This window comes from Bradyrhizobium sp. USDA 3240 (genome assembly GCF_054063295.1).
This window is the reverse complement of record NZ_JBSSGD010000002.1, coordinates 1407465-1430554: the sequence shown is the minus strand read 5'-3', so window position 1 is coordinate 1430554 and position 23090 is coordinate 1407465. Positions and strand designations below refer to the sequence as shown.

Here is a 23090-nt window from a genome sequence, read left to right as displayed (position 1 = left end):
AAACTCCCTTCGTCACGCGGATGATCCGGTGGCGGCGTTGATCCGCGGCAAGACCTTCTCGGCCATCAGGATCATCGATTGACGGCCGAGCTCGCGATCCTTCCAGTCCTTGCCGGCATAGAGCAAGGTTCCGAAGGTGCCGATCTCTTCCTGGAACGCCAGCAGTTGATCGGCCACGCTTTCGTGCGTGCCGTAGATGATCAGCTTGTCGCAGATCGACTCGAGGGTGACCTCTGAGTCTGGTTGATCCCGCCTCGTCTTGAACAGTTCGAGCCGGCCGCTGCGCTTCAGCTTCGTGAACAGCTGGTGATAATAGTACACGTAGGGGCTATCGGGCGACGTGGCATAGGCCTTCGCCGTTGCTGCGTCCTTTGCCACAAACACGCTCTTGGCGACGCGCCAGTTGGCGGGGTCCGCTGCCCGGTTCACACGCGCGCAACCCTCGACATATTTGGGCCAGTGGCTCTTCACCCAGGCAGGCATCAGGAAGTTCGCCGAGATCGGATCCCAGCCGCGCGCGGCGGCTTCCGTAACGCCTTTTGAGAGCGGCGCGACCGCGGTCACCACGATCGGCGGGTGAGGGGTTTGCAATGGGCGCGCAATCAATCCCTGGCCGATATCCTCGATCCGGGTTCGCTCGACCGAGACATTCCAATAATTGCCCCGCAAGTCATAGGGCGGCTTGCCAGCCCAAATCTCCAGAACCTGATTGATCGCCTCGAGGAACATTGCATTGCGGTCGGCATCGAGATTGCCGAAAACTTCTGCATCGGACAGCAATCCGCCGGGGCTTATTCCAAATATGAAGCGGCCATCCAGCATGTGATCGAGCATCGCGACGGATGCGGCGACCGTTGCCGGATGCGTGTTCGGCATGTTGATGGTGCCGGTTCCAAGCTTGATCTGCTTGGTCGCGGCTGCGAGCCAGGCAATGAACGCAATGCTGGACGTGATGTTCTCGGCTTTGTCGGTGACGTGCTCGCCGACATACGCCTCCGTGTACCCGAGCTCATCCGCGAGCAGGAAGGCCTCCCGATCCTCCCGGAGCGATTGCCGCCAATCCTTTTCGAGAGGATGGATCGGCATCGTAAAGAATCCGATCTTCATGATCCGCCTCCCTCCGCGTTGAACTTTAGTTGGCAAGGAACCTGCGGCCTTCCCAAGGCGAAGACAAGCCCTGCCGCACAAATAATCACTCGATAAACAAACTTGACCTTTGAAGGGGCCGGCCCTCTAATCGGGCAAACCAAAATTGGGCCGGGAGGCCACGCCCACATGAAAGCTGCGGCTTTCGCCTACGCCCGCGCGACCAGCGTCGTGAATGCGCTGGAGTTGCTTGCCGCGCACGGCGACAAGGCGAAGGTTCTGTCGGGTGGCCAGAGCTTGATGCCGGCCATGAACCTGCGGCTCATCTCCCCGGACATTCTGGTCGATATCGGTGGCCTCGCCGAGCTGCGCGGCATCGCCGTGAGGGCAGGCGTGCTGATCGTTGGCGCGCTGACGCGGCATGTCGACCTGCTCAGGTCGCCGGAGATTGCGCTGTATGCGCCGCTGTTGCGGGATGCCGTTGCCCACGTTGCTCATCCTGCAATTCGCAATCGCGGAACGATAGGCGGCAGCCTTGCGCATGCCGATCCGGCATCGGAGCTGCCGGCCTGTGTTGTCGCACTTGACGCCACGATCGTTGTTCGCGGTCCGACGGGCGAACGACGGATTGCCGCGACCGAGTTTTTCAAGGGCATCTACGAAACGGCGCTGTCGCCAGACGAATTGCTTGTCGCGATCGAGGTGCCAGTCGCGGGCCAGGGCTCGACATTTTTCTTTCAGGAGTATGCCCGGCGACATGGTGACTACGCCGTCGTCGGACTTGCTGCACGTGCTGTTGTTGCAGCCGGCAGGTTCACTTATCTTCGGCTCGGCTTCTTTGCGGTTGGCGACCGGCCTCTGCTAGCCGCGGCCGCAGGCAGGTTGATCAATGCCTCCGTGACCCCTGCCTTGCTTGCAGAAGCCGCGACAGCGCTGGCCGATGAAATCGATCCACAGGAAGATCAGCAGGCTACCGCGGCGATGCGGCGACATCTTGCTGCGGTCTTGCTCCGGCGCTGCGTGGCCGCATTGCTGGCGCGGCCCGACCTGGAAGCGGGAGTTGCCAGGTGAGTGCCCCAGTGTCGGTTTCGCTTCTGGTCAACGGCGAGCCCATCGATGCCTTTGTCCTGCCGAGGCTCAATCTCGCTGACTTCCTCCGGGAGAACCTGAAGCTGACCGGTACCCATGTCGGTTGCGAGCACGGCGTTTGTGGTGCGTGTACGGTCCGGCTCGATGGCGAGATCGTCCGCTCTTGTCTGATGCTGGCGGTCCAGGCGCAGGGGGCGTCGGTCGAGACCATCGAGGGGCTGTCCGACAGTGGTGAAATCGCCGATCTTCAGGCGGCATTTCGCGAACGCAATGCCTTGCAGTGCGGCTATTGCACGCCTGGGATGCTGATGACGGCGCAAGACTTGCTGAAGCATATGCCCGTGCCTGATCGCCAGGCGATCCGCGAGCATCTTTCCGGCAATTATTGCCGCTGCACCGGCTATCAAGCCATCGTGGATGCGGTGGAGGCAACAGCCAAGACGCGCGCGGGGCGGCCGGCATGACGGTGACCCGTACGCCAGCAGAGACACTTTCGGTGCTCGATCGCCCGAATTCCTATATCGGCAAGACGGTGCCACGGCCCAACCTCGACAGGTTGCTGCAAGGCCGCGGACAATACGTCAGCGACCTGGAATTGCCGCGGATGGCGCATGTGGCCTTCCTGCGGTCGCCATATGCCCACGCCAGGATCGTGGCGATCGATGCCGACGCGGCACGGCGTATGTCCGGCGTTATTGCCATTGTCACAGGTCGCGAGCTTGAGGCTGTCATCACGCCATGGGTCGGGGTGCTCTCGCATCTGAAGGGATTGAAGTCGGCGCCGCAGCACGCGATCGCGGTCGATCGGGCCTGCTGGCAGGGTGAGGCGGTCGCGGCGATTGTCGCGACCAGCCGTGCGGCAGCCGAAGATGCGATGGAGCATGTTGTCGTCGACTACGAGGAGCTCGAGACGGTCACGGACATGAGCACCGCGCTCGATCCGGCAACGCCGGTCATTCACAGCGCGCTCGGTGACAATCTTGCCTTTGAACGGACTCTTGATGCCGGCGATGTCGACCAGGCATTGTCGGATTCCGAGGTGGTCGAGGCCGACTTTGTATTCGGGCGTCACACCGGCGTGACGCTTGAACCGCGGGCGGTGGTTGCCGACTGGAATGCGGCCGAGGCACGGCTGATGATCTATCAGGGCACGCAGGCCCCCCACATGGTGCAGAACATCGCAGCCCTGCATCTCGGACTACGTGAGGCGCAGGTCCGGGTGGTCTGCAAGGATGTCGGCGGCTCGTTCGGCATCAAGGTCCACATCTACGCCGACGAAATGGCGACCTATGCGCTGTCCAAGCTGCTACGGCGGCCGATCAAGTTCGTGGCCGACCGTGTCGAGAGCTTCAACACGGACATTCACGCCCGCGATCATCGATGCCGGGGCCGGATCGGCGTCAGGCCGGACGGCACCATCACGGCTTTCGAGATCGACGACCTGACGGGGATCGGTCCCTATTCGATGTATCCGCGCACCAGCGCCATCGAGGCCAATCAGGTGGTCAATCTCGTCGGCGGGCCGTATGTCACGGCGAACTATCGGGCGCGAGCGCGGGTCGTCTTCCAGAACAAGAACGTGATGTGTCAGTACCGGGCAGTCGGACACCCCATTGCCTGTTCCGTCACCGAGGGTCTGGTCGATCTTGCCGCAGCGAAGATCGGCATGGACCCCGTCGAGATCCGCCGGCGCAATCTGATCCCTGACGATGCCTATCCCTGTGCATCAGCCTCCGGCATGAAATTCGAGCAGCTTTCGCATCACGCCTCGCTGACCAAGCTGCTGCAGCTGATGGATTACGACGCCTTGCGTGCCGAGCAAGCGGCATTGCGCGCCAGAAACATTCACCGGGGTATCGGAATCGCCAGCTTCATCGAGGTGACCAATCCCAGTGCCGCCTTCTACGGCGTCGGCGGCGCGAAAATCTCGTCGCAGGATGGCGTTGCGGTTCGGCTCGACGCGCAGGGTTCGGTGATCTGCCAGACCAGCATCACGGAGCAGGGGCAAGGGTCGGAATCGCTGACTGCCCAGATCGTGGGCAGCGTGCTGGGCGTTTCGATGGAGCGGGTTCGCGTGATCCTGGGCGATACCGACAATACGCCCTACGGCGGCGGCACCTGGGCCTCGCGCGGTGCCGGCATCGGCGGCGAAGCCGCGTTGCAGGCCGCCAAGGCCCTGCGCCAGAATATCCTGGACGTCGCCGCGGCCATCCTGCAATCGACGCCGGCCGGACTCGATATCGTCAACAACAGCATCGTCAATGCCGTCGACGGTGCGCCGCGCATCGAGCTGAACGAGCTGGCGCGGATCGTCTATTTTCGACCGGATACTCTCCCGCCGGGCGTCCAGCCCGAGCTGATGGCGACGCGGCATTTCGTGCCACGGCAGTATCCCTTTGCGTTCACCAACGGGGTTCAGGCCGCATGGCTTGAGGTCGATACCGAGACCGGGTTCGTGACGCTGCTGAAGCATTGGGTCGTCGAAGACTGTGGTACCATCATCAACCCGCAACTGGTCGACGAGCAGATCCGGGGCGGGGTCGTGCAAGGGCTAGGCGCGGCGCTGTTCGAGAAATGCATCTATGACGAACGCGGTCAGCTGACCAACGCCAATATGGCGGACTACCTGGTCCCGATGTCCGGCGAGATGCCCGATATCGAAATTGGTCATGTGGTGTCTCCGACGCAGGAAACGGAGCTCGGAGCCAAAGGGGCGGGTGAGGCAGGTACGGCCGGCGCAGCAGCTGCGGTTGCCAACGCGGTCAATGACGCGCTGCGGCCGTTCGGCGCAACAATTACCGAGATTCCGCTCACGCCACAGGTTATCCTGACGGCCTTGGGACGGATCTGAGTGGGGACGTTCCGGGCAACGATAATACGCTAAGCAAAACACAGACAGTTCTTGGGGAGGAATAGGTCATGACGAACAAGGTCACCAAAGCTGGATCGATATCGCGGCGTCGTCTGCTGACGACGGCAAGCGCCGGGGCCGCTCTCGCCATCTCACCCTTTCGCATCAATCTGCTCCAGGCTGAGGAAGCCCCCATCAAGATCGGCTTCCCGGTTCCTTTGACCGGTCCGTATGGCGCCGAGGCCCAGGACCAGGTGCGGGCGGGGCAGCTCGCTGTTGCCCAATTCAATGATGCGGGTGGCCTCAATGGCCGTAAGGCCGAGCTCGTCGTGCGCGACGACAAGCTCAATCCCGGGGAGGCCGCGACGCGGACATTGGAGCTGGTCGAGAAGGAGAAGGTGAATTTCGTCGTCGGCAGTCTGTCGGCCGCGGTTCAGCTTGCGATCAACAACGTCACCAAAGAGCGCGGCGTCATCTTCAATTCGATCAGCCAGTCCGACGCCATCAACGAGGCAGCCGACTTCAGCAAATACACATTCCACGAAGCGCTGAACCCGCACATGACGTCAGGCGCGGTCGGCCGCTATGCCTTCGCAAAATTCGGCAAGAAGGTTGCGTTTCTCACGGCGGACTACGCCTACGGTCACGAGATGGTTCGCGGTTTCCTCGAGGTCGGCAAGGAGTTCAACGTCGAGAACCTCGGCGACATCCGCCATCCGCTGGGAACGACCGACTTCTCCACCCTGCTGCCGCGTCTCCAGGCGCTGAAGCCCGATATTCTGTGCATCAGTAATTTCGGTCGCGACCAGCAGATCGCGCTGAAGCAGGCGACCGACTTCGGCATCAAAAAATCGATCCAGATCATCGCGCCGCTGCTCTCGCACGCCAGCCGCGTCGCGGCCGGCCCCCAGGCATTCGAGGGCGTCGTCGGCGGCTGCTCGTTCTACTGGGGTATCGAGGACAAGTTCGCCTCGACCAAGGCGTTCAACGATGCGTTCCGCAAGATGTACGACGGCAAGCTGCCTACCGATTACGGTGCGCTCGGCTATGGCGGTGTTCGGACCGTGCTGGAGGCAGTCAAGGGCGCCGGCAGCGTGGAGACCGACAAGGTCGTCGCTGCATTGGAAGCGCTGAAGTACGACTACTACAAGGGGCCGCAATATTATCGCAAATGCGACCACCAGTCGGTGCAATCGGTGCTCGTGATCAAGTCGAAGTCCAAGGACCTGAGGAACGAGTCCGACGTGTTCGAGGTCCTGTCGACCGAGGAACCCAACGAGAAGTACTTGCGCATCTGCGAGGCGCTCGGTCACAAGAGCTGAGCTCGTGCGACGGCGCGCGCCGCGGGTCGGTGCGCGCCGTGCGAAGGGGGACAAATGGCGGGCCTGAGCTTTGACCTGATCGCGCTGCAACTGTTCGCCGGGCTGGCGCTCGGCGCCATCTACGTGCTGTTTGCGATCGGCCTCTCGCTGATCTTCGGGATGTTGACGGTTGTCAACTTTGCCCATGGCGCGTTCTACATGGTCGGCGCTTATGTCGGGCTCTATCTGATCTCGATCGGGGGCAATTTCTGGATCTGCCTCGTGGCGGTGCCGATCGCCGTCGGCCTGTTCGGGCTTGCCGTCGAGCGCGTGCTGATCCGGCCGCTTTACGGCCGCGGCATCGACTATCCGCTGCTACTGACCTTTGGGCTCAGCTACGTGATGGTCGAATGCGTGCGCATTGCCTTTGGCAAGACTGGCTATCCTTTCGATACGCCCGAGGTTCTGCAGGGCGCCGTCGACATTGGTGTCGGCTATTTCCCGCTCTACCGCCTGTTCGTGATTGGGGCGACAGCCGTCGTGCTGCTGGCGCTCTGGCTGTTTCTGGAGAAGACCAGCTTCGGGCTGATCATCCGCGCCGGGGCGCGCGATCCGCAGATCGTGCGTGTTCTTGGGGTCGATGTTTCCAAGGTCTGGTTGATCGTGTTCGGGATAGGTACCGCGATCGCGGGCTTTGCCGGCCTGTTGGCCGCACCGCTTCAAGGCGTCATTCCGGAGATGGGCGGCACGATCCTTGCCGAAGCCTTCGTTGTGACCGTCGTAGGAGGGATGGGGTCGATCGGCGGCGCCGTACTGGCAGGCCTCCTGGTTGGAGTGGTGGTCAGCATGACCTCACTGTTCGCGCCCGAAATGGCCAAGGTTTCGATCTTTGCCTTGATGGCGGTCGTTCTGATCGTTCGTCCCCAGGGCTTCTTCGGCCGCGCCGGATTGATGAGCTGAGCCCGGCATGACCGAAACCACTCAATCGATCAAGCAGCCCGGTGCCGCGACGGGCAGTTGGTACGAGTTCGCAACGCGGCATCGTGCCAGTCTTGTCGCGGCGGTCATCCTGGTTTTCCCGCTGGTGATGCCGTTTACGGCCCTCGCCGTGAATATCCTGATCTATGGGTTGTACGCGCTCGGCTTCAACCTCGTGTTTGGTTATCTCGGCCTCCTGTCGTTCGGTCATGCGGCACTCTTCGGGACCGGTGCCTACCTCTGTGGCATCGCCATCGTGCACTTCGGCTGGCCGTGGTATGCGGCGATCGCCGCCGGGGTCGCCGGCGGATTGTTGATGGCGCTGTTGATCGGCGTGCTCGCGATCAGGACCCGAGGCATCTACTTCGCCATGGTCACGATGGCGCTGTCGCAATGTGTCTACTACCTGTTCTACCAGGCGGTTGACTTGACCGGCGGCGAGAACGGCCTTCGCGGCATCAACGTCCGCACCATCGATCTGTTCGGCCTGCGGATCGATTTCATCAATCCGATGACCCGTTACTACGTCATCGCGGTTTTTGTGATCGCCGCGTTCTTCGTGATGTCACGCATTCTGGCGTCGCCCTTTGGTGCCGTCATCGAAGCGGTGCGCGAGAACGAGGGGCGTGCCCGCGCGTCCGGCTACGACGTGACCCTGACGCGACTGCTGACCTTCGTCCTGTCAGGCGGTTTCTGTGGCCTCGCGGGTGCGTTGCAGGCGTTGCACCTGTCGATCGTTCCGATCGAAATCCTGCACTACGAGACCTCGGGCCTAGTCGTGATGATCGCTCTCCTCGGCGGCATGGGGACGTTCTTCGGGCCGATGATCGGCGCAGCTGTCTTCCTTGTCCTGGAGAATGTGGTCTCGGTGTGGACCGTTCACTGGCAACTGATCGTTGGAGCCATCTTCATCGCATGCGTGCTGTTCTTCCCGGCGGGCATCTGGGGCACTCTGATCACGCGGGGCAGACGATGAGCGCCGCAGAACGCCCGGCAGGCGAAATCATTCTGCGCACCAGCGGCGTCGGCAAGACGTTCGGGAAGTTCGTCGCCCTCAACAATATCTCGGCCGAGTTTTCCAGAGGAGCGATCACTTCCATCATTGGTCCGAACGGAGCTGGAAAGAGCACCTACTTCAACCTGCTGTGCGGTGCCCTTCCGCCGACGAAGGGAAGTGTCGAGTTCGAGGGCAGGGATGTCACCGGTCTGCCGCAACACCGCTTTGCGCATATGGGGATCGCGAAATCCTTCCAGATCACCAGCGTGTTTCCGCAGCTTACGACACGGGAGAACATCCGCGTCGGCCTGCAGGCGCTGGTGTCACGATACGACATCTGGCGTCCCCGTGCGCGCCTGACCGAACTGATCGAGCGGGCGGACGAACTGCTGGCTCTCGTCGGGCTGTGGGAATCCCGGGGGCGTGCAGCCAAAACATTGGCCCATGGCGAGCAGCGGGCGCTGGAGATCGGTATGGCGCTCGCCAGCCAGCCCCGTTTGCTGTTGCTGGACGAGCCGACGGCTGGCATGAGCCCGGAAGAAACCCGGACCATGATGGATCTGATCGTGAAACTCGCCAGGGAGCGTACGGTCATTCTCGTCGAGCACAAGATGAAGCTGGTGCTGGGGATCAGCGATCGCATCCTCGTGCTGCACCACGGAGAATTGCTTGCCGAGGGAACGCCACAGGAGGTCCGGCAGAACGAGGCGGTGAAGCGTGTCTATCTCGGTCAGCGGGAGCACTGACGCGATGCTGCAGGTCAGCAAGCTCAATGCCTGGTATGGCGCAAGCCACGCGCTGCAGGACATCAGTCTCGCGGTGAACAAAGGCGAGATCGTTTGCCTGATCGGGCGCAACGGGGCCGGCAAGACGACGACGCTCAAATCGATCATGGGATTGATGGGGCGGACGCGCGGCTCAGTCACCTTCAAGGGTGAAGAACTGTTGCGCCAGCCGGCGCATGTGCGCTTCGCATTGGGGCTGGCCTACGTTCCAGAGGAGCGGCGGATTGTGCAGGGGCTGACCGTGCGGGAGAATTTGCGGCTCGGGCTGGTCGCCTCGAAGGAGAAGAAGCGGGAAGCCGAGCTGATCGCCGAGATTGCGGCGATCTTCCCCCGACTGGCCGAGCGCATGGACCAAGAGGCGGTCACGATGTCCGGCGGCGAGCAGCAGATGCTGGCGATCGCGCGGGCGATGATCGCAAAGCCCGACCTGATCATGCTGGATGAGCCTTCGGAGGGCATCATGCCGGTCCTAGTCGACGAGATGTTCGAGCTGTTTCGCAGCATGAAGGCGCAGGGAACGACGGTTCTGTTGGTCGAGCAGAACGTCGAGCTCGCGCTCGGCATCGCCGATCGTGCCTACGTGCTGGATCAGGGGGCGGTGGTGCACCAGGCCTCCGCGCAGGCGCTGCTCGCCGACGACGAGATCAAGGAGCGCTACTGCTCGGTGTGAGCACGCTCTCGGATCGGCACGTACTGAACGTTACTCCGCAGCGCTTGCGATTGCTTCGGCTTTCCGGTTGGTAACGACGACCTTGATCGCGTCATCCACTCGGTCCCGCGCATATCTGAGCGCCGTCGGCAGGTCGGCCAGCGGAAACGTATGGGTGTGTATCTTGGTCGCGTCGAACCGCTTCGCGGCCATCAGTTCCATCGCGCGGTGCGTGGCGCTCTTGCCTTCGCCGCGGATACCGTAAGCGTAGATGTTGTTCCGCACGAGATGCGCGACGTCCAGCGTTGCGGCCTCGTGCGGGAAGGCGGCGAGACAGATCTTGCCGCCGCGATTGGTCATGTGAATGGCCTGGTTGAGTGTCGCTTCGGTGCCGGCACATTCGACGACATAGTCCCGATCCCCCCTGTTAGTTGCTTTACGACCCCAACGGCGTCTTCGTCGTTGATGTTGATGACGCGGTCGGCCCCAATTCCCTGCCGATCGCCAGCCGCTTGTTGCGCGTTCCGGTCAGGATGACCGGGCTCGCACCAAGCGCCTTGGCCACAGCAACTGCGAGAAGTCCGATCGGCCCCGGGCCGATCACCACGACGCTCTCGCCGGCCACCAATCCCCCCAATTCCGTCAAGCCATACATCGATGTCCCGGCAGTCACCACGAGCGTCGCTTCCGCGTCGCTCATGGTATCCGGAACGCGCGCCAGCGTATTGATGTGATTGACCGCGTATTCGGCGAATCCGCCGTCGGTCGTAAAGCCGTTGGCGCGGTGACCTTTCTCCGGCTTTCCATAGTTGAGGCAAGATGTGTACATGCCCTGGCTGCAGCGTTTGCATTGGCCGCAGCCGGCATGGATCTCGACGCTGACCCGCTCACCGATCCTGAACTCGTCGACATCAGGGCCAAGCGCAGCAACCGTGCCCATATATTCGTGACCCGGCGTAAAGCCCTTGTTGAAGGGCGCGCCGCCCTGAATGCTTGCCGGCGACCCGGCATGGATGATTTCGAGATCGGTGGCGCAGATCGCAACTGCGTCGATGCGCACCAGTACTTCGGCACGCGACGGGACCGGCGTCGCCTTGTCGCGAAGCAGGAGCTGGTCGGGGTCGCCAACGACCCAGGCTTTCATCAGATCGGGGACGGGAAGGTCGGGCGATGTCTTGACGCCGGGCGGCTGGTACATGGGCGCTTCCTGTTTTGGCTCTCAGCCTAGCGCGAAACGACGCTCTGCCGCGAGTATCCGATCGTTGGCATCCGGGCTGTCGCATTTGCTGCACGGCAGCAAGCGCGTCGCAAAACCTTCATGCGCGGCCTATACTTGGTCCCCCGTTGATGTTGAAATCCGCATTGCATCCTCTCCCAGACCGGAGCCTCCCATGAAGATCCGCCTTGTCCTTGCGTTGCTGGCGCTGACGCTGATCGCGCCGTGGCAATCCGCCAAGGCGGCCGACGTGATCTGCTACAATTGCCCGCCGGAATGGGCGGATTGGGCCTCGATGCTGAAGGCGATCAAGGCGGACCTCAACTACGACATCCCGCACGACAACAAGAATTCCGGCCAGGCGCTGGCCCAGATCCTGGCCGAGAAGAGCAATCCGGTCGGCGATATCGGGTATTTCGGCGTGACCTTCGGCATGAAGGCCAAGGCCCAGGACGCGCTCGAGCCCTACAAGCCCGCGCACTGGGATCAGGTCCCCGCCGGTCTCAAGGATCCGGACGGCTACTGGACCACGATCCACTCCGGGACGCTCGGCCTGTTCGTGAACAAGGACGCACTGGGCGGCAAGCCGGTGCCGGCCTGCTGGAAGGACCTCCTGAAGCCCGACTACAAGGGCATGGTCGGCTATCTCGACCCGTCGTCGGCGGCGGTCGGTTATGTCGGCGCGGTCGCCGTCAATCTCGCGCTGGGCGGTTCGCCCACCAACTTCGATCCGGCGATCACCTTCTTCAAGGAACTGCGCAAGAACGATCCGATCGTGCCCAAGCAGACGTCCTATGCCCGCGTCGTGTCGGGCGAGATGCCGATCCTGTTCGACTACGACTTCAACGCCTATCGCGCGAAATACTCAGAGAAGGGCAGCTTCGAGTTTGTGATTCCCTGCGAGGGGTCGGTGGTGTTTCCCTATGTCGTTGGTCTCGTGAAGAACGCGCCCGACAAGGAGAAGGCCAAGAAGGTGATGGACTATCTGCTGTCCGACAAGGGTCAGGCGATCTGGACCAATGCCTATCTGCGTCCGGCCCGCCCGATCGAACTGCCGGCTTCCGTGAAGGGCAAATTCCTCCCCGACAGCGACTATGCCCGCGCCAAGAGCGTCGACTGGGGCGAGATGGAAAACGTGCAAAAAGCCTTCGTCGACCGCTATCTCGCCCAGGTTCGCTGAGGCAATATGGTGCCCTTCGACGGGCACCATTCTTCCGATGTCGCAAAAATCCTTCGTCTGGCTCTGCCTGCTGCCGCTCGTGCTGGTCACCGCGGCGTTCTTCCTGTTGCCGATGGCACGGCTGGTGGTGGCAGGCGCCGAGGGGCCGCACGGCCTTGCCGGATATCTCGCCATCCTGACCGAAGGCCGCTATCGCGCGACGCTGATCAATACCGTGCTGCTGGCGGCGGCAACCACGGTCGTCACGCTGATCGTGGCGACCATCGCCGGAATGTTTCTGCAGCGGCACCGCTTTCCCGGGCGGGCCGTGCTGATTGCGATGCTGACCTTTCCGTTGGCGTTTCCCGGCGTCGTGGTCGGCTTCATGATCATCCTGCTGGCAGGCCGGCAAGGGTTGATCGGCGATCTCTCGAACCGGATCTTCGGCGAGAAGTTCGTTTTCGCCTATTCGATCTACGGGCTGTTCCTCGGCTATCTCTATTTCTCGATCCCGCGCGTGATCCTCACCATCATGGCGGCCGTGCAGAAGCTCGACGTCGGGCTGGAGGAAGCCGCGCGTTCGCTCGGCGCAAGCCCATGGGCCGTGCAGCGTGACGTCGTGCTGCCGGCACTGGCGCCGGCCTTCGTCGCGTCCGGCGCGATCGCCTTTGCGACTGCAATGGGCGCCTTCGGCACTGCCTTCACACTGGCGACGAATATCGACGTGCTGCCGATGCTGATCTACACCGAGTTCACGCTGGCCGCCAATTTCGTGACCTCGGCGGCGCTGTCGGTGGGGCTTGGCCTGATCACCTGGCTCATCCTTGCGCTGGCCCGCACGTTCAGCGGCAGCGCGGTCGCGGCGGCCGGGTGAAAGCATGCGCGATCGCCTGATCTTCACCGGCCAGTTCATCTTCACGCTGCTCGTTGCCGCATTCCTGGTGGTGCCCGCAGCGCTCTCGATCTCCGCCGGCGTCACCGTCAATTACTTCCGGGGCATTCAGTCCGGCGTGACCCTGCAATGGGTCGCGCAGGTCTGGGAGCTCTATGCCGGGACCATCCTGCTGTCGTTCGTGATCGCCTTCGCGACACTTGCCGTCACGCTGCTCGCGGGCGTCCCCGCGGCCTATGCCCTGCATACGCGCGGCGGTCGGCTTGCCCGCATCGTCGAGGAGGTCATCACCTTACCGCTGGCGATCCCCGGGCTTGCGATCGCGCTTGCACTGCTGCTCACCTATGGCAGCTTTGGCGGCTTCCGTCGCTCCTGGCTGTTCATCCTGGTCGGCCACGTGATTTTCACCATGCCGTTCATGGTGCGCTCGGTCATGGCGGTGTTTGCGACCGTGGACATCAAGACGCTCGATGAGGGGGCTGCCTCGCTCGGGGCATCGCCGTGGCGGCGATTCTGCGATGTCATCGTGCCGAACGCGCTGCCAGGAATTCTGGCTGGCGCACTGATGGTGGTCACGCTGTCGCTCGGCGAGTTCAACCTGACCTGGATGCTGCATACGCCGTTGACGAAGACGCTGCCGATCGGGCTCGCCGACAGCTACGCCTCGATGCGACTCGAAGTGGCCTCGGCCTACACGCTGATCTTCTTCGTGATGATCATTCCGCTGCTGGTCGCGATGCAACTGCTGGCCGACAAGGACCACAAGCGATGAGTACGGCGGGGCACGGTGCGGCGGTGCGGATCGAGGCATGCGGCAAGACCTTTGCCGATGGGACGCGTGCGCTCGATCCCGCGACCCTCGACATCGCGCGAGGCGAGACGCTGGTGCTGCTCGGCCCATCCGGCTGCGGCAAGACCACGATGCTGCGCATTATCGCGGGCCTCGAGTTGCCGGATGCGGGCGGCAAGGTGCTGTTCGACGGCAAGGATATGACCTCGGTCCCGATCGAGCGCCGCAATGTCGGCATGGTGTTTCAGTCCTACGCCCTGTTTCCCAACATGACGGTGGCGGACAATATCGCCTACGGCTTGAAGATCCGTGGCGTTGCTAGGGGCGAGCGTGCCGCACGCGTCGCCGAGCTGGTTGCTCTGACGAACATCACGGGGCTGGAGAACCGCCGCATCGAGCAGCTTTCGGGCGGCCAGCGCCAGCGTGTGGCACTGGCGCGTGCCGTTGCGATCCGGCCCGGCATCTTGCTGCTCGACGAACCCTTGACCGCGCTTGATGCCGCCTTGCGCGACCGGCTGCGAGGCGAGCTCAACCGGTTGCTGCGCGCACTCGGAATCACGACGATCTATGTCACCCACGATCAGGCCGAAGCCATGGAATTGGGCGACCGCGTTGTCGTGATGCGGAAAGGTGCGATCGCCCAGATCGGCACGCCGCGCGAGGTCTACTTCGCGCCGAAGGACCGCTTCGTGGCGGAGTTCATCGGAGCGGCGAATATCGTGGAAGCTCCGATCGAGAACGGCGTATTGATCCTGCCCGGCGGACGATTGCCGATCGAGGGTGGCGCGACGGCTGCGAACGCGACCGTCATGATCCGTCCCGAAACCATTCGCGTGACGGACGCCGGGGCGGGGGCGATCTCGGGCATAGTCGATTCCGTGAGCTTCATCGGCGACCGGCAGCGGCTCGTTGTAAGTGGTGCATCGAGCAAGCCGCTCAATGTCGACGCGCCCAACACAATCCTGGCGAAGGTCGGCGATCGAATCGGGCTGTCCATCGCGCCCGATGCGCTTCGTCTTCTGCCGTCCGAATCTTGAGAGTCATCGATGCCTTCGAAACCGGTCCTGATCGCGCAGATATCCGACCTCCACATCAAGCCGCCGGGAGCGTTGGCCTATGGCCGGGTCGATACCGCGAAGGCGCTGGAACGCTGTGTGGCGGCGCTCAGCGCATTCGAGCCGGCGCCCGATTTCGTTGTCATTTCGGGCGACGTCGTCGACACGCCGTCGGTCGAGGAATACGACTATCTCAAGCGATTGCTCGCGCCGCTGCGCCTGCCGTTTGCCGGCATTCCCGGCAATCACGACTCGCGTCAGTGGATGCGCGAGGCGTTTCCGGCCGCGCCGTATGCTCACCCGACCGGCGCGCTCGACCAGAAGATCGAGGTGAGTGGTCTCGATCTCCTGCTGCTGGATTCAAGCGTCACCGGCAAGCCGCACGGCATGCTCGAACCGTCCACGCTGCAATGGCTGGACGCGGCGCTGGCGACGGCTGTCGATCGGCCGGCGCTGCTCTTCCTGCATCACCCGCCATTCAAGGGCGGCATCTGGCATATGGACCGGCAAGACCTCTTCAATGCCGATGCATTGGCGGAGATCGTCAGGCGTCACCCGCGTGTGCGGTTGATCGCATGCGGGCACGTCCATCGCGCGATGCTGACCACCTTCGCCGGGATTCCCGTGACACTATGCCCCGCTCCGAACCATGCGGTCGACCTGGACCTCGGACAGCTGCGCGAACCATCGTTCAAGGTGGAACCGCCTGCATTTCATTTGCACGCATGGTTTCCCGGGCAGGACTTTGGACAACTGGTCACGCACCAGGTCCCGATCGGTCAGTTCGACGGGCCGCATCCGTTCTTTGGGCCGGACGGTAAGCTGCTGTGAGTGGGGCGTGTCGAACCCTCACACGGACGGGTTTCGCCAGGCGGGATTGCCAGTGACGGGCGGGTTTTCAAGACCAAGGGCGGCCGTTGCCTACAATTGAGCGTTGCAACTAGGCACAAATTTATTCCAAATTGTACTTTCGATGCCTTCTAGCCCGATCTCACCGGCCTGGACCTTTTGTTGCTGTAGGTCTCCGGTAGGGCTATAGTCCTCTCCGCTTTCATTGATCGATGGCTTGTCGGTGTGTCGCGCTGCTGGCGCGCCGATTGAACGCAACACAATCAGTCTGGATCACAATGACCGGTGCGCTGCCCATAGAACGAACTGCCGGCGCGCCGTTGTTTTCGAACAACAAGCTATCGGTGCTGCGCAAGCATCCTTACTTTGCCGATCTCGAGCCCGAGGCGTTCGATCAGCTCTGCCGCTATGCCAAGCACACCACGCTGAAGCGCGGAACGACGATTTTCTCCAAGGGCGATCCGGGCACCAGCCTGATCGCGGTGATCTCGGGCACGGTGAAGATCAGCATCTCCTCGCCGGATGGCCGCAACGCGATCCTGAACCTGATCGAGGCAGGAGAGATATTCGGAGAGATCGCGCTGCTCGACGGCTTGTCGCGGACGGCCGATGCCACCGCCAACTCCAATTGCGAGCTGTTCGTCATCGACCGGCGCGAGTTCATTCCGTTCGTGCGCAGCCAGCCGACGCTTGCGATGAAGTTCATTGAGCTGCTGTGCGCAAGGTTGCGTTGGACCAGCGACCAGGTCGAACAGGTGATCCTGCAGGACTTGCCTGGCCGTCTGGCGAGCGCGCTGCTGCGCCTGAGCGACAAGCACAAGCCGCAGGGGCGCACCATCTCGATCACCCAGCAGGAGATCAGCGAGATGGTCGGGATGACCCGCGAGAGCATCAACAAGCAGCTCCGCGCGTGGGCAACACGCGGTTGGGTCAGGCTCGAACATGGCGCGATCGTCGTGCTGAAGCCCGAGTCGCTGCAGGCGCTGGTCGACGCCGGGGCTGATGACGGCGAGTAGTCGCTCTCCGGTCGGCGCGGTCGCTCCAACGTTTCACGAAATGGTGAGCCGGACAAAGCCTGTGAAACCATTCACATCGGTCGCGCGTGCCCTGCGGTAAGTGACCCTTCGGTGGAGCACACTCGCACTGTGGAGGAATCCATGCAGGGCTCTTTCTACAACCGGCAGCAGGCCGCGCGGCAGCGGGATCCGGAAAGCAACTACAGGAGCTTCAGCATCAAGCTGATCGCTTTGCCGGTGCTCGTGATCGTTGCATTGGTCGGGATGCTGGTCAGCCACCCCGCCGCGGTCAAATGGATATCGGACGCGGCGCAAGCGGAGTTCGCGGGTACCGACGCCGTCGACGCCGATCCATTGACCAAGATCGCGCAGCCGGCGCCCACGGCGCTGCCGCGCAATGAGACGCAGACGGTGAAGACCAACTGATCGTTGGCATCTTCGTTACGCCGCAACGCCGAGCAGCTTCGCCGCGGTCCGGCCGAGAATGTTGGCCTTGTCGTCGTCGCTCAGCGATGAGCAGGCGAAGATGTGGTCGGCCGGTGCCAGTTGCCATGGATAGGGATAGTCGCTTCCCAGCACGATCTGGCCGGCGCCAACCTGGGCGGCGAGGTGCCGGATCGCCTCGGGCGTGAAGATCAGCGAGTCGAAGTAGATCTGCTTGAGATATTCGGTCGGCGCTTTCTGGAGCTTGGTCTCCGGATTGCATCCCTTGGGTCCGACCAGACAGGGGTGGTCCGAACGATCGGCATAGGAGGGGAGATAGCCGCCGCCATGTGCGGCGATGATCTTCAATCCCGGGAAGCGGTCGAGCGTGCCCTCGAAGATCAAATGGGACAGCGCGATCGTGGTCTCAAGCGGATTGCCGATGGTGTTGCCGAGCCAGCCATTGCCGGAGAGCCGCTTGTTGAGCTCGGGCACGCCCTGCGGATGGATGAACAGGGGGACGCCGAGCTCCTCGGCCTTGGCCCACACGGGGTGAAACTTGGGGTCGGAGAATTCGACGCCATCGACCACACCGCCGATCGCCGCGCCCTTCAGTCCCTGTTTCTTCACCGCCGTCTCGAGCTCCTGCACCGCTAGGTCCGGCGCCTGCAGCGTCAGCGAGGCGAAGGCTGCGAACCGGTCGGGCTTCGAGGCGCACAGCTCGGCGAGCTTTTCATTCTGGATCTTCACGATCTTGCCGGCGAGATCGCGATCGCGGTCGTACCAGAACGGATTGATCGACAGCACCTCCATGTCGACGGCCTGCGCGTCCATCACAGCAAGGCGCTTGTCGATCTCGATGAACGCTTCCGCAGCGCCGTTGACCGGCGGCAGTTGATATTTTCCGGAATCTGCCCCGAGCAGCGCGCCGGCCTCGCGGAAGTGGCAATGCGAATGAATGTCGATCGTCTTGATGCGCTTGCCGTCGACGGTGACCGGCAATTTCTGGCGCGATGCTTGCGCATTCGCATTGTGGACAAGCCCGCAGCCGCAGAACACGATGCCTGCCGCCGCCGTCGCTCCCGCTTTCAGGAAATCCCGCCTTGTGGTCATGACGATCGCCTCCCTGGTCTTGTTATGGGCAGGGAGCCTAGGGACGTGGGCTAGCGGTCGCAAGACCACACGCTGTGCGTGTCGCGCAATGTTGATCTGCTCAGACCGGCTTGATCCCGGCCTTGGCGATGATGTCGCGCCATTTCGGAACTTCGTCCGCGATCCGCTTGCGCATGCCGTCGGGGCCGTTCGCAAGCACCTCGAAGCCGTCATTGCGGAGTTGTTCGGCGATCTCCGGTGTCTTCAGGATCGCAATCGATTTTGCCGACAGCAACGCGACAATGGAGGCGGGCGTACTCGCGGGCGCGAGAAAACCCTGAAATGTGTCGGAGACGAAATCCTGGTAGCCGAGTTCGATCATGGTCGGCACATCGGGCAAATCGAACCATCGATGGGTTCCGGTGACCGCCAGCGCCTTGAGCGCTCCCGATGCGATATGCGGATGGGCGGGCGGCAGCGCCGCGAACGCGACCTGGGTCGTTCCGCTCAGGATCGCCTGGATCGCTGGGCCTGCGCCCGAGAACGGAACATGCGTCATCTGGATTCGGCCGATGATCTTGAACAGCTCGCCGGCGAGATGCGGCGTCGTGCCGAGGCCCGGGCTCGCATAGTTCAGTTCGTCCGGGTTGGCCTTGGCACGCGCGATCAGGTTGGCGACCGAATTGACGCCGAGCTTCGGATTGACCAGGATCACGTTCGGAGACGTGCCAAGCTCTGCGATGGGCGCGAAGTCCTTGACGGGGTCGTACGGGATCCTGGCGTAGAGGCCCGGGTTGACGACATAGGCGCTGGACGTGATCAGGAGCGTGTAGCCGTCGGAATCGGCGTGTGCCGCAATGCCGATTCCGATATTGCCACCGCCGCCGGGACGGTTCTCGACCACGATGGTGCCGCCGAGCGCCTCGCCGAGATGGGCGCCGAGGATGCGGGCCATGATGTCGGTCGGCCCGCCCGGTGCGAAGGGCACGATGATCTTGATGGGACGTTCGGGGTAGCCGGCGGCCTTGACTTCTCCCTTGGCCCGCCCGGTGAGGCCAGCGATCGCGAGCGCGCTACCGGCCTTCAGGATCGAGCGACGCGAGCGAGGGGCCGATCTGCTGCCTGTCATCGGACATCCCCTCATCTGCATCACGGTTCTAGAGATCGAACACTGCCACCGCGCGGATCGGCGATGCCGTGCCGTCGCGCCATTTCATCGGCAGGCCAATGAAGGTGAATGGTCCCTGGCCAAGCAGGGCCTCGAGATTGCACAGGCTTTCGATGTGGGTGATGTCGAGATCCAGGCAGGCCTTGTGAACGAGCAGGTTCTCGTCGCTGTCCGGACCCGGGCGCATCGAGTCGATGCCGAAATGAACGATGTCTTGTTTGGCCAGCCACTCGGTGGCGGCGACATTCACCCCGGCATTGTCGGTCGCATATTCCTTGCGCGGAAAGGTCCGTGCATGATGGCCGGTGCAGAGCAGGACGGTGCCGCCTTTCGGGATCGGCCGTCCGGCCGCCTTCACGGCCGTATCGAGGTCGGAGGGAGTGATCTCGGCACGCGGCGCAATGTGGCGCAGGTCGAGACAGATGCCGGGCACAATGCACTTCTCCAGCGGATATTCATTGATCGGGATGCCGCTGGGGCCGAAATGCCGGGGCGCATCGATGTGGGTTCCACCGTGGTCGGGCATCGAGATGAACATCGATGCAAGCCCGTAGACATTTCGCGATTCCGCCAGCGCTTCCGCGTGGTTCTTCCACATCCCGTGCATGATCGGCGGGTGGCCGGGGTAGCTCGGCGTGCGGTGATAGAGCTCGCGGCTGAGGTCAACGATCCTCACGATGGATGCCCTTTCTTGACGGAGCCGGCGCAGGCGCGCTTCTGCCCATGATGCTGACGGGTTTGCCGCGGTTGTGCAAGGTGCCGCTTGCCCTCAGTGCAGCACCTGCAGTTGCCGCGGCAGCCAGAGCGAGATTTCCGGCAGATAAGTCACGCACATCAGGACAAAGAACATCACCGCATAGAACGGCCAGATCTTGCGCATGACCTGCTCGATCGTGACCTTGCCGACCGCGCAGCCGACAAAAAGAATTGCTCCGACCGGTGGATGACACAGCCCGATGCCGAGATTGAGCAGCATGATCATGCCGAAATGCACCGGATCGACGCCGAAGTTCTTCATGACAGGCAACAGGATCGGCGTGGCGATCAGGATCGATGGCGCCATGTCGACAAGTGTGCCGAGCACCAGCAGCAGGACGTTGATCAGGAGCAGGATGACGTACTTGTTGTCGGAGATCGACAGGAAGAAGGCGGTCATCTTGGCCGGCATCTGCGTCAAGGCCATGATGTAGCCGACGCTCGAAGCGCAGGCGATCAGCGTCATCACCATCGCGACGGTGCGCAGTGTGCGATGGAGCAGCACCGGTAGGTCGCGCCAGCGATAGTCGCGATAGATGAACATGGTGACGAAGAAGGCCCAGATGCAGGCGACGGCACCGGCCTCGATTGCGGTGAAGATACCGCCGAGAATGCCGCCAAGGATGATGACGAGGGTGATGAGACCCCAGGACGCATCGATGGCGATCCGGATCGCGTCCTTGGCCGGCACGGTCTGGCCGTGCGGGTGCTTCTCGCGATAGGCGACGGCCAGGCACAGGATGATCAGCGAGAAGCCGAGCAGCAGCCCCGGGAACACGCCGGCCATGAAGAGGGCGCTGATCGAAATCGTCCCGCCCGTTGCCAGCGAGTAGAGCACCGCATTGTGGCTCGGCGGCACCAGAAGGGCCTGGACCGACGAGGTGATCGTCAGGTTGGTCGCGAACACGCGCGGGTAGCCGTTCTTCTCCATCTGCGGGATCATCACCGAGCCGATGGCGGACGTGTCGGCGACGGCCGAGCCGGAAATGCCGCTCAAAAATGTCGTCGCAAGCACGTTGACGATCGAAAGGCCGCCACGCAGCCGCGTCAGTCCAACCAGCACGTCGGCAAACGCGACCAGGCGCCGCGCCATGCCGCCCTCCGCCATGATCGCGCCGGCCAGCACGAAGAACGGGATCGTCAGCATCGCGACCTTGCTGACACCGTCGGAAATCTTCAGCATCACCGCTTCGAGGGGAATGCCGATCCACAAGGCGCCGACGATGGCTGCCATCGCCAGTGAGTAGGCGATCGGCATGCCGATCAGAAAGCACAGCAGCATGGTCGCGAGCAGAATGAGGATGTCCATCGTGGCTTCTCGCGATCAGTCGGCGGAAAACTCGCGGTGCGGTGCGATCGGATCGGGCGGCGCACCCAGGAAAATCCGTTCGATGATGAACAGCAACAGGCAGGCGCCGCCGATCGGAATCGGAAGATAGGTGACGCCAACCGAAAGCGACGGGAAGTCGGCGATCGTGTTGTACCAGGTCACCTCGACGAGCCGGGTGCCCCAGATGATCATGAACAGTGCGATCAGGCCCATCAGCAGCTGGACGACAAGGTCGGTCAGGTTGCGGAGCGGGGCGGGTAGCTTGTTGGCAAAATATGCGACGTTCATATGCAGATTGAGCCGATATCCGGCGGCCGCACCGATGAACGTCACGACGATGGTGAGCAGCACCGCGAGAGGTTCGGGCCAGGATGCGGCGCTGTTTAGGACATAGCGCGTGAACACTGCCCAGGGGATGACGGCTGAAATCAGGATCAGCGCGACAGAGCCTGTGATGACGCAGGCAAGATACAAATAGTCCATCGCGCGGCGATATGATCCGGCCATGTCCATTTCCTGTAAGAGGACGATTTCCCGTATGGCGTGGTGTCAGGCGGACTGGATACGTCCGATCATGTCCTGGTATTTCGGGCCGTATTTGTCCCAGACCGGCTTGACCGCGTTCTGGAACGGCGCCTTGTCGGCAATCTCGATGATTTCGCACCCGGCAGCTTTCGCCTTTTCCATCGCCTGCTGCTCGTAGGCGTTCCAGAGCCCGCGCTCTTCCATCTGCGCTTCGCGAGCAAGCTTCTTGATCAGCGTCTGGTCATCGGCTGACAGCGCGGACCAGGCGCGTTTCGAGAACACCAGTATCTCGGGAACGATCAGGTGCTCGGTGAGCGAAAAGTGCTTCGCTGCGGTGTAGTGGTTGCTGAAGACGTAGCTCGGGGGATTGTTCTCGGCGCCGTCGATGACGCCGGTCTGCAGCGCGCTGAACACCTGGTCGTAGCCCATCGCGACGCCGTTACCGCCAAGCGCGTTCATCATGTCGATGAAGATCGGATTGCCGATGACGCGGAATTTGAGGCCCTTGATGTCGGCGATCGTCTTGATCGCGTGCTTGGTGTTGTAGACGCTGCGTGCTCCGGAATTCATCCAGCACAGCGCGACCAGTCCGGCATTCGGGCTCGCCGTGATCTTGTCCAGCAGCTCCTGGCCGATCGGCCCATCCATCATCCGCTCGGCATGCGCCATGTTCTTGAACAGGAACGGCATGTTGACGACGTTGATGTCATCGACGATCGGGCCGATCGAGCCGGCACTGACGCGTAGCATCTGGATCGCACCGATCTGGGTCTGCTCGATGGTTTCCTTCTCGCCGCCGAGCTGCATCGAGGGGAACATCTGTAGCGACAGCCGGCCGTTGGTCGCCGCCGCCAGCTTCTTGCCGAGGTTTTCCGTCGCGACCACGGTCGGGTAGCCCGGCGGCTGTACGTCCGACGCCTTGAAGACGGCTTTCGACTGGGCGAGGGCGGTCGAGGTCGCAACGACTGCGCCAAGGCCGGCGCCAAACTTGATGACGTCGCGACGGTTGAGCCCGGTGCCGCGGTGCTGCGATCGATCTGTACGATTCATGTCATATCCTCCCAAAGTGCCTGGCCGGAGTCC

Annotated in this window: 23 protein-coding genes and 1 pseudogene; 15 read left to right on the top strand and 9 right to left on the bottom strand. The window is 62.6% G+C overall.

Annotated elements, in window-relative coordinates:
* Window positions 1-12 precede the first annotated feature (12 nt).
* Complete coding sequence (locus tag ACVIGA_RS07465) at window positions 13-1107, bottom strand: LLM class flavin-dependent oxidoreductase (RefSeq protein ID WP_456665877.1); 1095 nt, start codon at window positions 1105-1107, stop codon at window positions 13-15.
* A 168-nt stretch (window positions 1108-1275) separates the two neighbouring features.
* Here ACVIGA_RS07465 and ACVIGA_RS07460 point away from each other — a divergent pair, with 168 nt between their 5' ends.
* From ACVIGA_RS07460 to ACVIGA_RS07425, 8 genes are all read left to right on the top strand, one after another.
* A complete protein-coding gene (locus ACVIGA_RS07460) occupies window positions 1276-2157 on the top strand; it encodes an FAD binding domain-containing protein (protein WP_456670752.1) in 882 nt (293 codons plus the stop codon).
* Window positions 2154-2639, top strand: coding sequence for a (2Fe-2S)-binding protein (locus tag ACVIGA_RS07455; RefSeq protein ID WP_456665876.1), 486 nt, complete (start codon window positions 2154-2156; stop codon window positions 2637-2639). The genes ACVIGA_RS07460 and ACVIGA_RS07455 overlap by 4 nt, the downstream gene beginning before the upstream one ends.
* Complete coding sequence (locus ACVIGA_RS07450; RefSeq protein ID WP_456665875.1) at window positions 2636-5026, top strand: xanthine dehydrogenase family protein molybdopterin-binding subunit; 2391 nt, start codon at window positions 2636-2638, stop codon at window positions 5024-5026. The genes ACVIGA_RS07455 and ACVIGA_RS07450 overlap by 4 nt, the downstream gene beginning before the upstream one ends.
* A 68-nt stretch (window positions 5027-5094) precedes the next feature.
* The gene (locus ACVIGA_RS07445; protein ID WP_456665874.1) at window positions 5095-6348 is read left to right on the top strand and encodes an ABC transporter substrate-binding protein; all 1254 of its coding nucleotides are present in this window, start codon (window positions 5095-5097) and stop codon (window positions 6346-6348) included.
* 54 nt (window positions 6349-6402) lie between these two features.
* Window positions 6403-7287 carry a branched-chain amino acid ABC transporter permease gene (locus ACVIGA_RS07440; protein ID WP_456665873.1) on the top strand — a complete coding sequence of 295 codons (885 nt, stop codon included), beginning with the start codon at window positions 6403-6405 and terminating at the stop codon, window positions 7285-7287.
* 7 nt (window positions 7288-7294) lie between these two features.
* Window positions 7295-8281 (top strand): branched-chain amino acid ABC transporter permease, encoded by a 987-nt coding sequence (locus tag ACVIGA_RS07435; RefSeq protein WP_456665872.1) that lies wholly within the window; start codon window positions 7295-7297, stop codon window positions 8279-8281.
* Window positions 8278-9048, top strand: coding sequence for an ABC transporter ATP-binding protein (locus ACVIGA_RS07430; RefSeq protein ID WP_456665871.1), 771 nt, complete (start codon window positions 8278-8280; stop codon window positions 9046-9048). The genes ACVIGA_RS07435 and ACVIGA_RS07430 overlap by 4 nt, the downstream gene beginning before the upstream one ends.
* Window positions 9049-9052: 4 nt before the next feature.
* Window positions 9053-9757, top strand: coding sequence for an ABC transporter ATP-binding protein (locus ACVIGA_RS07425; RefSeq protein ID WP_456665870.1), 705 nt, complete (start codon window positions 9053-9055; stop codon window positions 9755-9757).
* A 30-nt stretch (window positions 9758-9787) separates the two neighbouring features.
* On the opposite strand, the pseudogene ACVIGA_RS07420 reads toward ACVIGA_RS07425, so the two are convergent.
* Together ACVIGA_RS07420 and ACVIGA_RS07415 are read right to left on the bottom strand one after the other, a co-directional pair.
* Window positions 9788-10117: pseudogene (locus tag ACVIGA_RS07420) on the bottom strand (alcohol dehydrogenase); the annotation flags it as partial.
* Between the two features lie 55 nt (window positions 10118-10172).
* On the bottom strand, window positions 10173-10934 hold the full coding sequence (locus ACVIGA_RS07415) for a zinc-dependent alcohol dehydrogenase (protein WP_456665869.1): 762 nt from the start codon (window positions 10932-10934) through the stop codon (window positions 10173-10175).
* 193 nt (window positions 10935-11127) lie between these two features.
* Between ACVIGA_RS07415 and ACVIGA_RS07410 the strand changes: the two genes are divergently transcribed.
* The 7 genes from ACVIGA_RS07410 to ACVIGA_RS07380 all read left to right on the top strand — a co-directional run bounded on the left by ACVIGA_RS07410 (window position 11128) and on the right by ACVIGA_RS07380 (window position 17139).
* Window positions 11128-12132 carry an ABC transporter substrate-binding protein gene (locus tag ACVIGA_RS07410; protein ID WP_456665868.1) on the top strand — a complete coding sequence of 335 codons (1005 nt, stop codon included), beginning with the start codon at window positions 11128-11130 and terminating at the stop codon, window positions 12130-12132.
* 37 nt (window positions 12133-12169) lie between these two features.
* Complete coding sequence (locus ACVIGA_RS07405) at window positions 12170-12985, top strand: ABC transporter permease (protein WP_456665867.1); 816 nt, start codon at window positions 12170-12172, stop codon at window positions 12983-12985.
* Window positions 12986-12989: 4 nt separating this feature from the next.
* Entirely contained in the window at window positions 12990-13775 is a 786-nt protein-coding gene (locus ACVIGA_RS07400) for an ABC transporter permease (RefSeq protein WP_456665866.1), read from the top strand.
* Window positions 13772-14830, top strand: a complete 1059-nt coding sequence (locus tag ACVIGA_RS07395) for an ABC transporter ATP-binding protein (RefSeq protein ID WP_456665865.1) — start codon at window positions 13772-13774, stop codon at window positions 14828-14830. Before ACVIGA_RS07400 ends, ACVIGA_RS07395 begins: the two co-directional genes overlap by 4 nt.
* A 9-nt stretch (window positions 14831-14839) precedes the next feature.
* On the top strand, window positions 14840-15679 hold the full coding sequence (locus ACVIGA_RS07390) for a phosphodiesterase (protein ID WP_456665864.1): 840 nt from the start codon (window positions 14840-14842) through the stop codon (window positions 15677-15679).
* A 296-nt stretch (window positions 15680-15975) separates the two neighbouring features.
* Complete coding sequence (locus ACVIGA_RS07385; protein WP_375775769.1) at window positions 15976-16713, top strand: Crp/Fnr family transcriptional regulator; 738 nt, start codon at window positions 15976-15978, stop codon at window positions 16711-16713.
* 141 nt (window positions 16714-16854) lie between these two features.
* A complete protein-coding gene (locus tag ACVIGA_RS07380) occupies window positions 16855-17139 on the top strand; it encodes a hypothetical protein (protein WP_456665863.1) in 285 nt (94 codons plus the stop codon).
* A 15-nt stretch (window positions 17140-17154) separates the two neighbouring features.
* Here the strand turns inward: ACVIGA_RS07380 and ACVIGA_RS07375 are convergent, their stop codons facing one another.
* The 6 genes from ACVIGA_RS07375 to ACVIGA_RS07350 all read right to left on the bottom strand — a co-directional run bounded on the left by ACVIGA_RS07375 (window position 17155) and on the right by ACVIGA_RS07350 (window position 23057).
* A complete protein-coding gene (locus tag ACVIGA_RS07375; protein ID WP_456665862.1) occupies window positions 17155-18249 on the bottom strand; it encodes an amidohydrolase family protein in 1095 nt (364 codons plus the stop codon).
* A gap of 100 nt (window positions 18250-18349) precedes the next feature.
* Window positions 18350-19357 (bottom strand): Bug family tripartite tricarboxylate transporter substrate binding protein, encoded by a 1008-nt coding sequence (locus ACVIGA_RS07370; protein ID WP_456665861.1) that lies wholly within the window; start codon window positions 19355-19357, stop codon window positions 18350-18352.
* A 28-nt stretch (window positions 19358-19385) separates the two neighbouring features.
* Window positions 19386-20072 (bottom strand): cyclase family protein, encoded by a 687-nt coding sequence (locus ACVIGA_RS07365; RefSeq protein WP_456665860.1) that lies wholly within the window; start codon window positions 20070-20072, stop codon window positions 19386-19388.
* Window positions 20073-20165: 93 nt separating this feature from the next.
* Window positions 20166-21461, bottom strand: a complete 1296-nt coding sequence (locus ACVIGA_RS07360) for a TRAP transporter large permease (protein WP_176530067.1) — start codon at window positions 21459-21461, stop codon at window positions 20166-20168.
* Window positions 21462-21476: 15 nt separating this feature from the next.
* Window positions 21477-21989: a TRAP transporter small permease gene (locus tag ACVIGA_RS07355; RefSeq protein ID WP_456665859.1), complete on the bottom strand. Its 513-nt coding sequence runs from the start codon at window positions 21987-21989 to the stop codon at window positions 21477-21479.
* Window positions 21990-22031: 42 nt separating this feature from the next.
* Complete coding sequence (locus ACVIGA_RS07350; protein WP_456665858.1) at window positions 22032-23057, bottom strand: TRAP transporter substrate-binding protein; 1026 nt, start codon at window positions 23055-23057, stop codon at window positions 22032-22034.
* Window positions 23058-23090 lie beyond the last annotated feature (33 nt).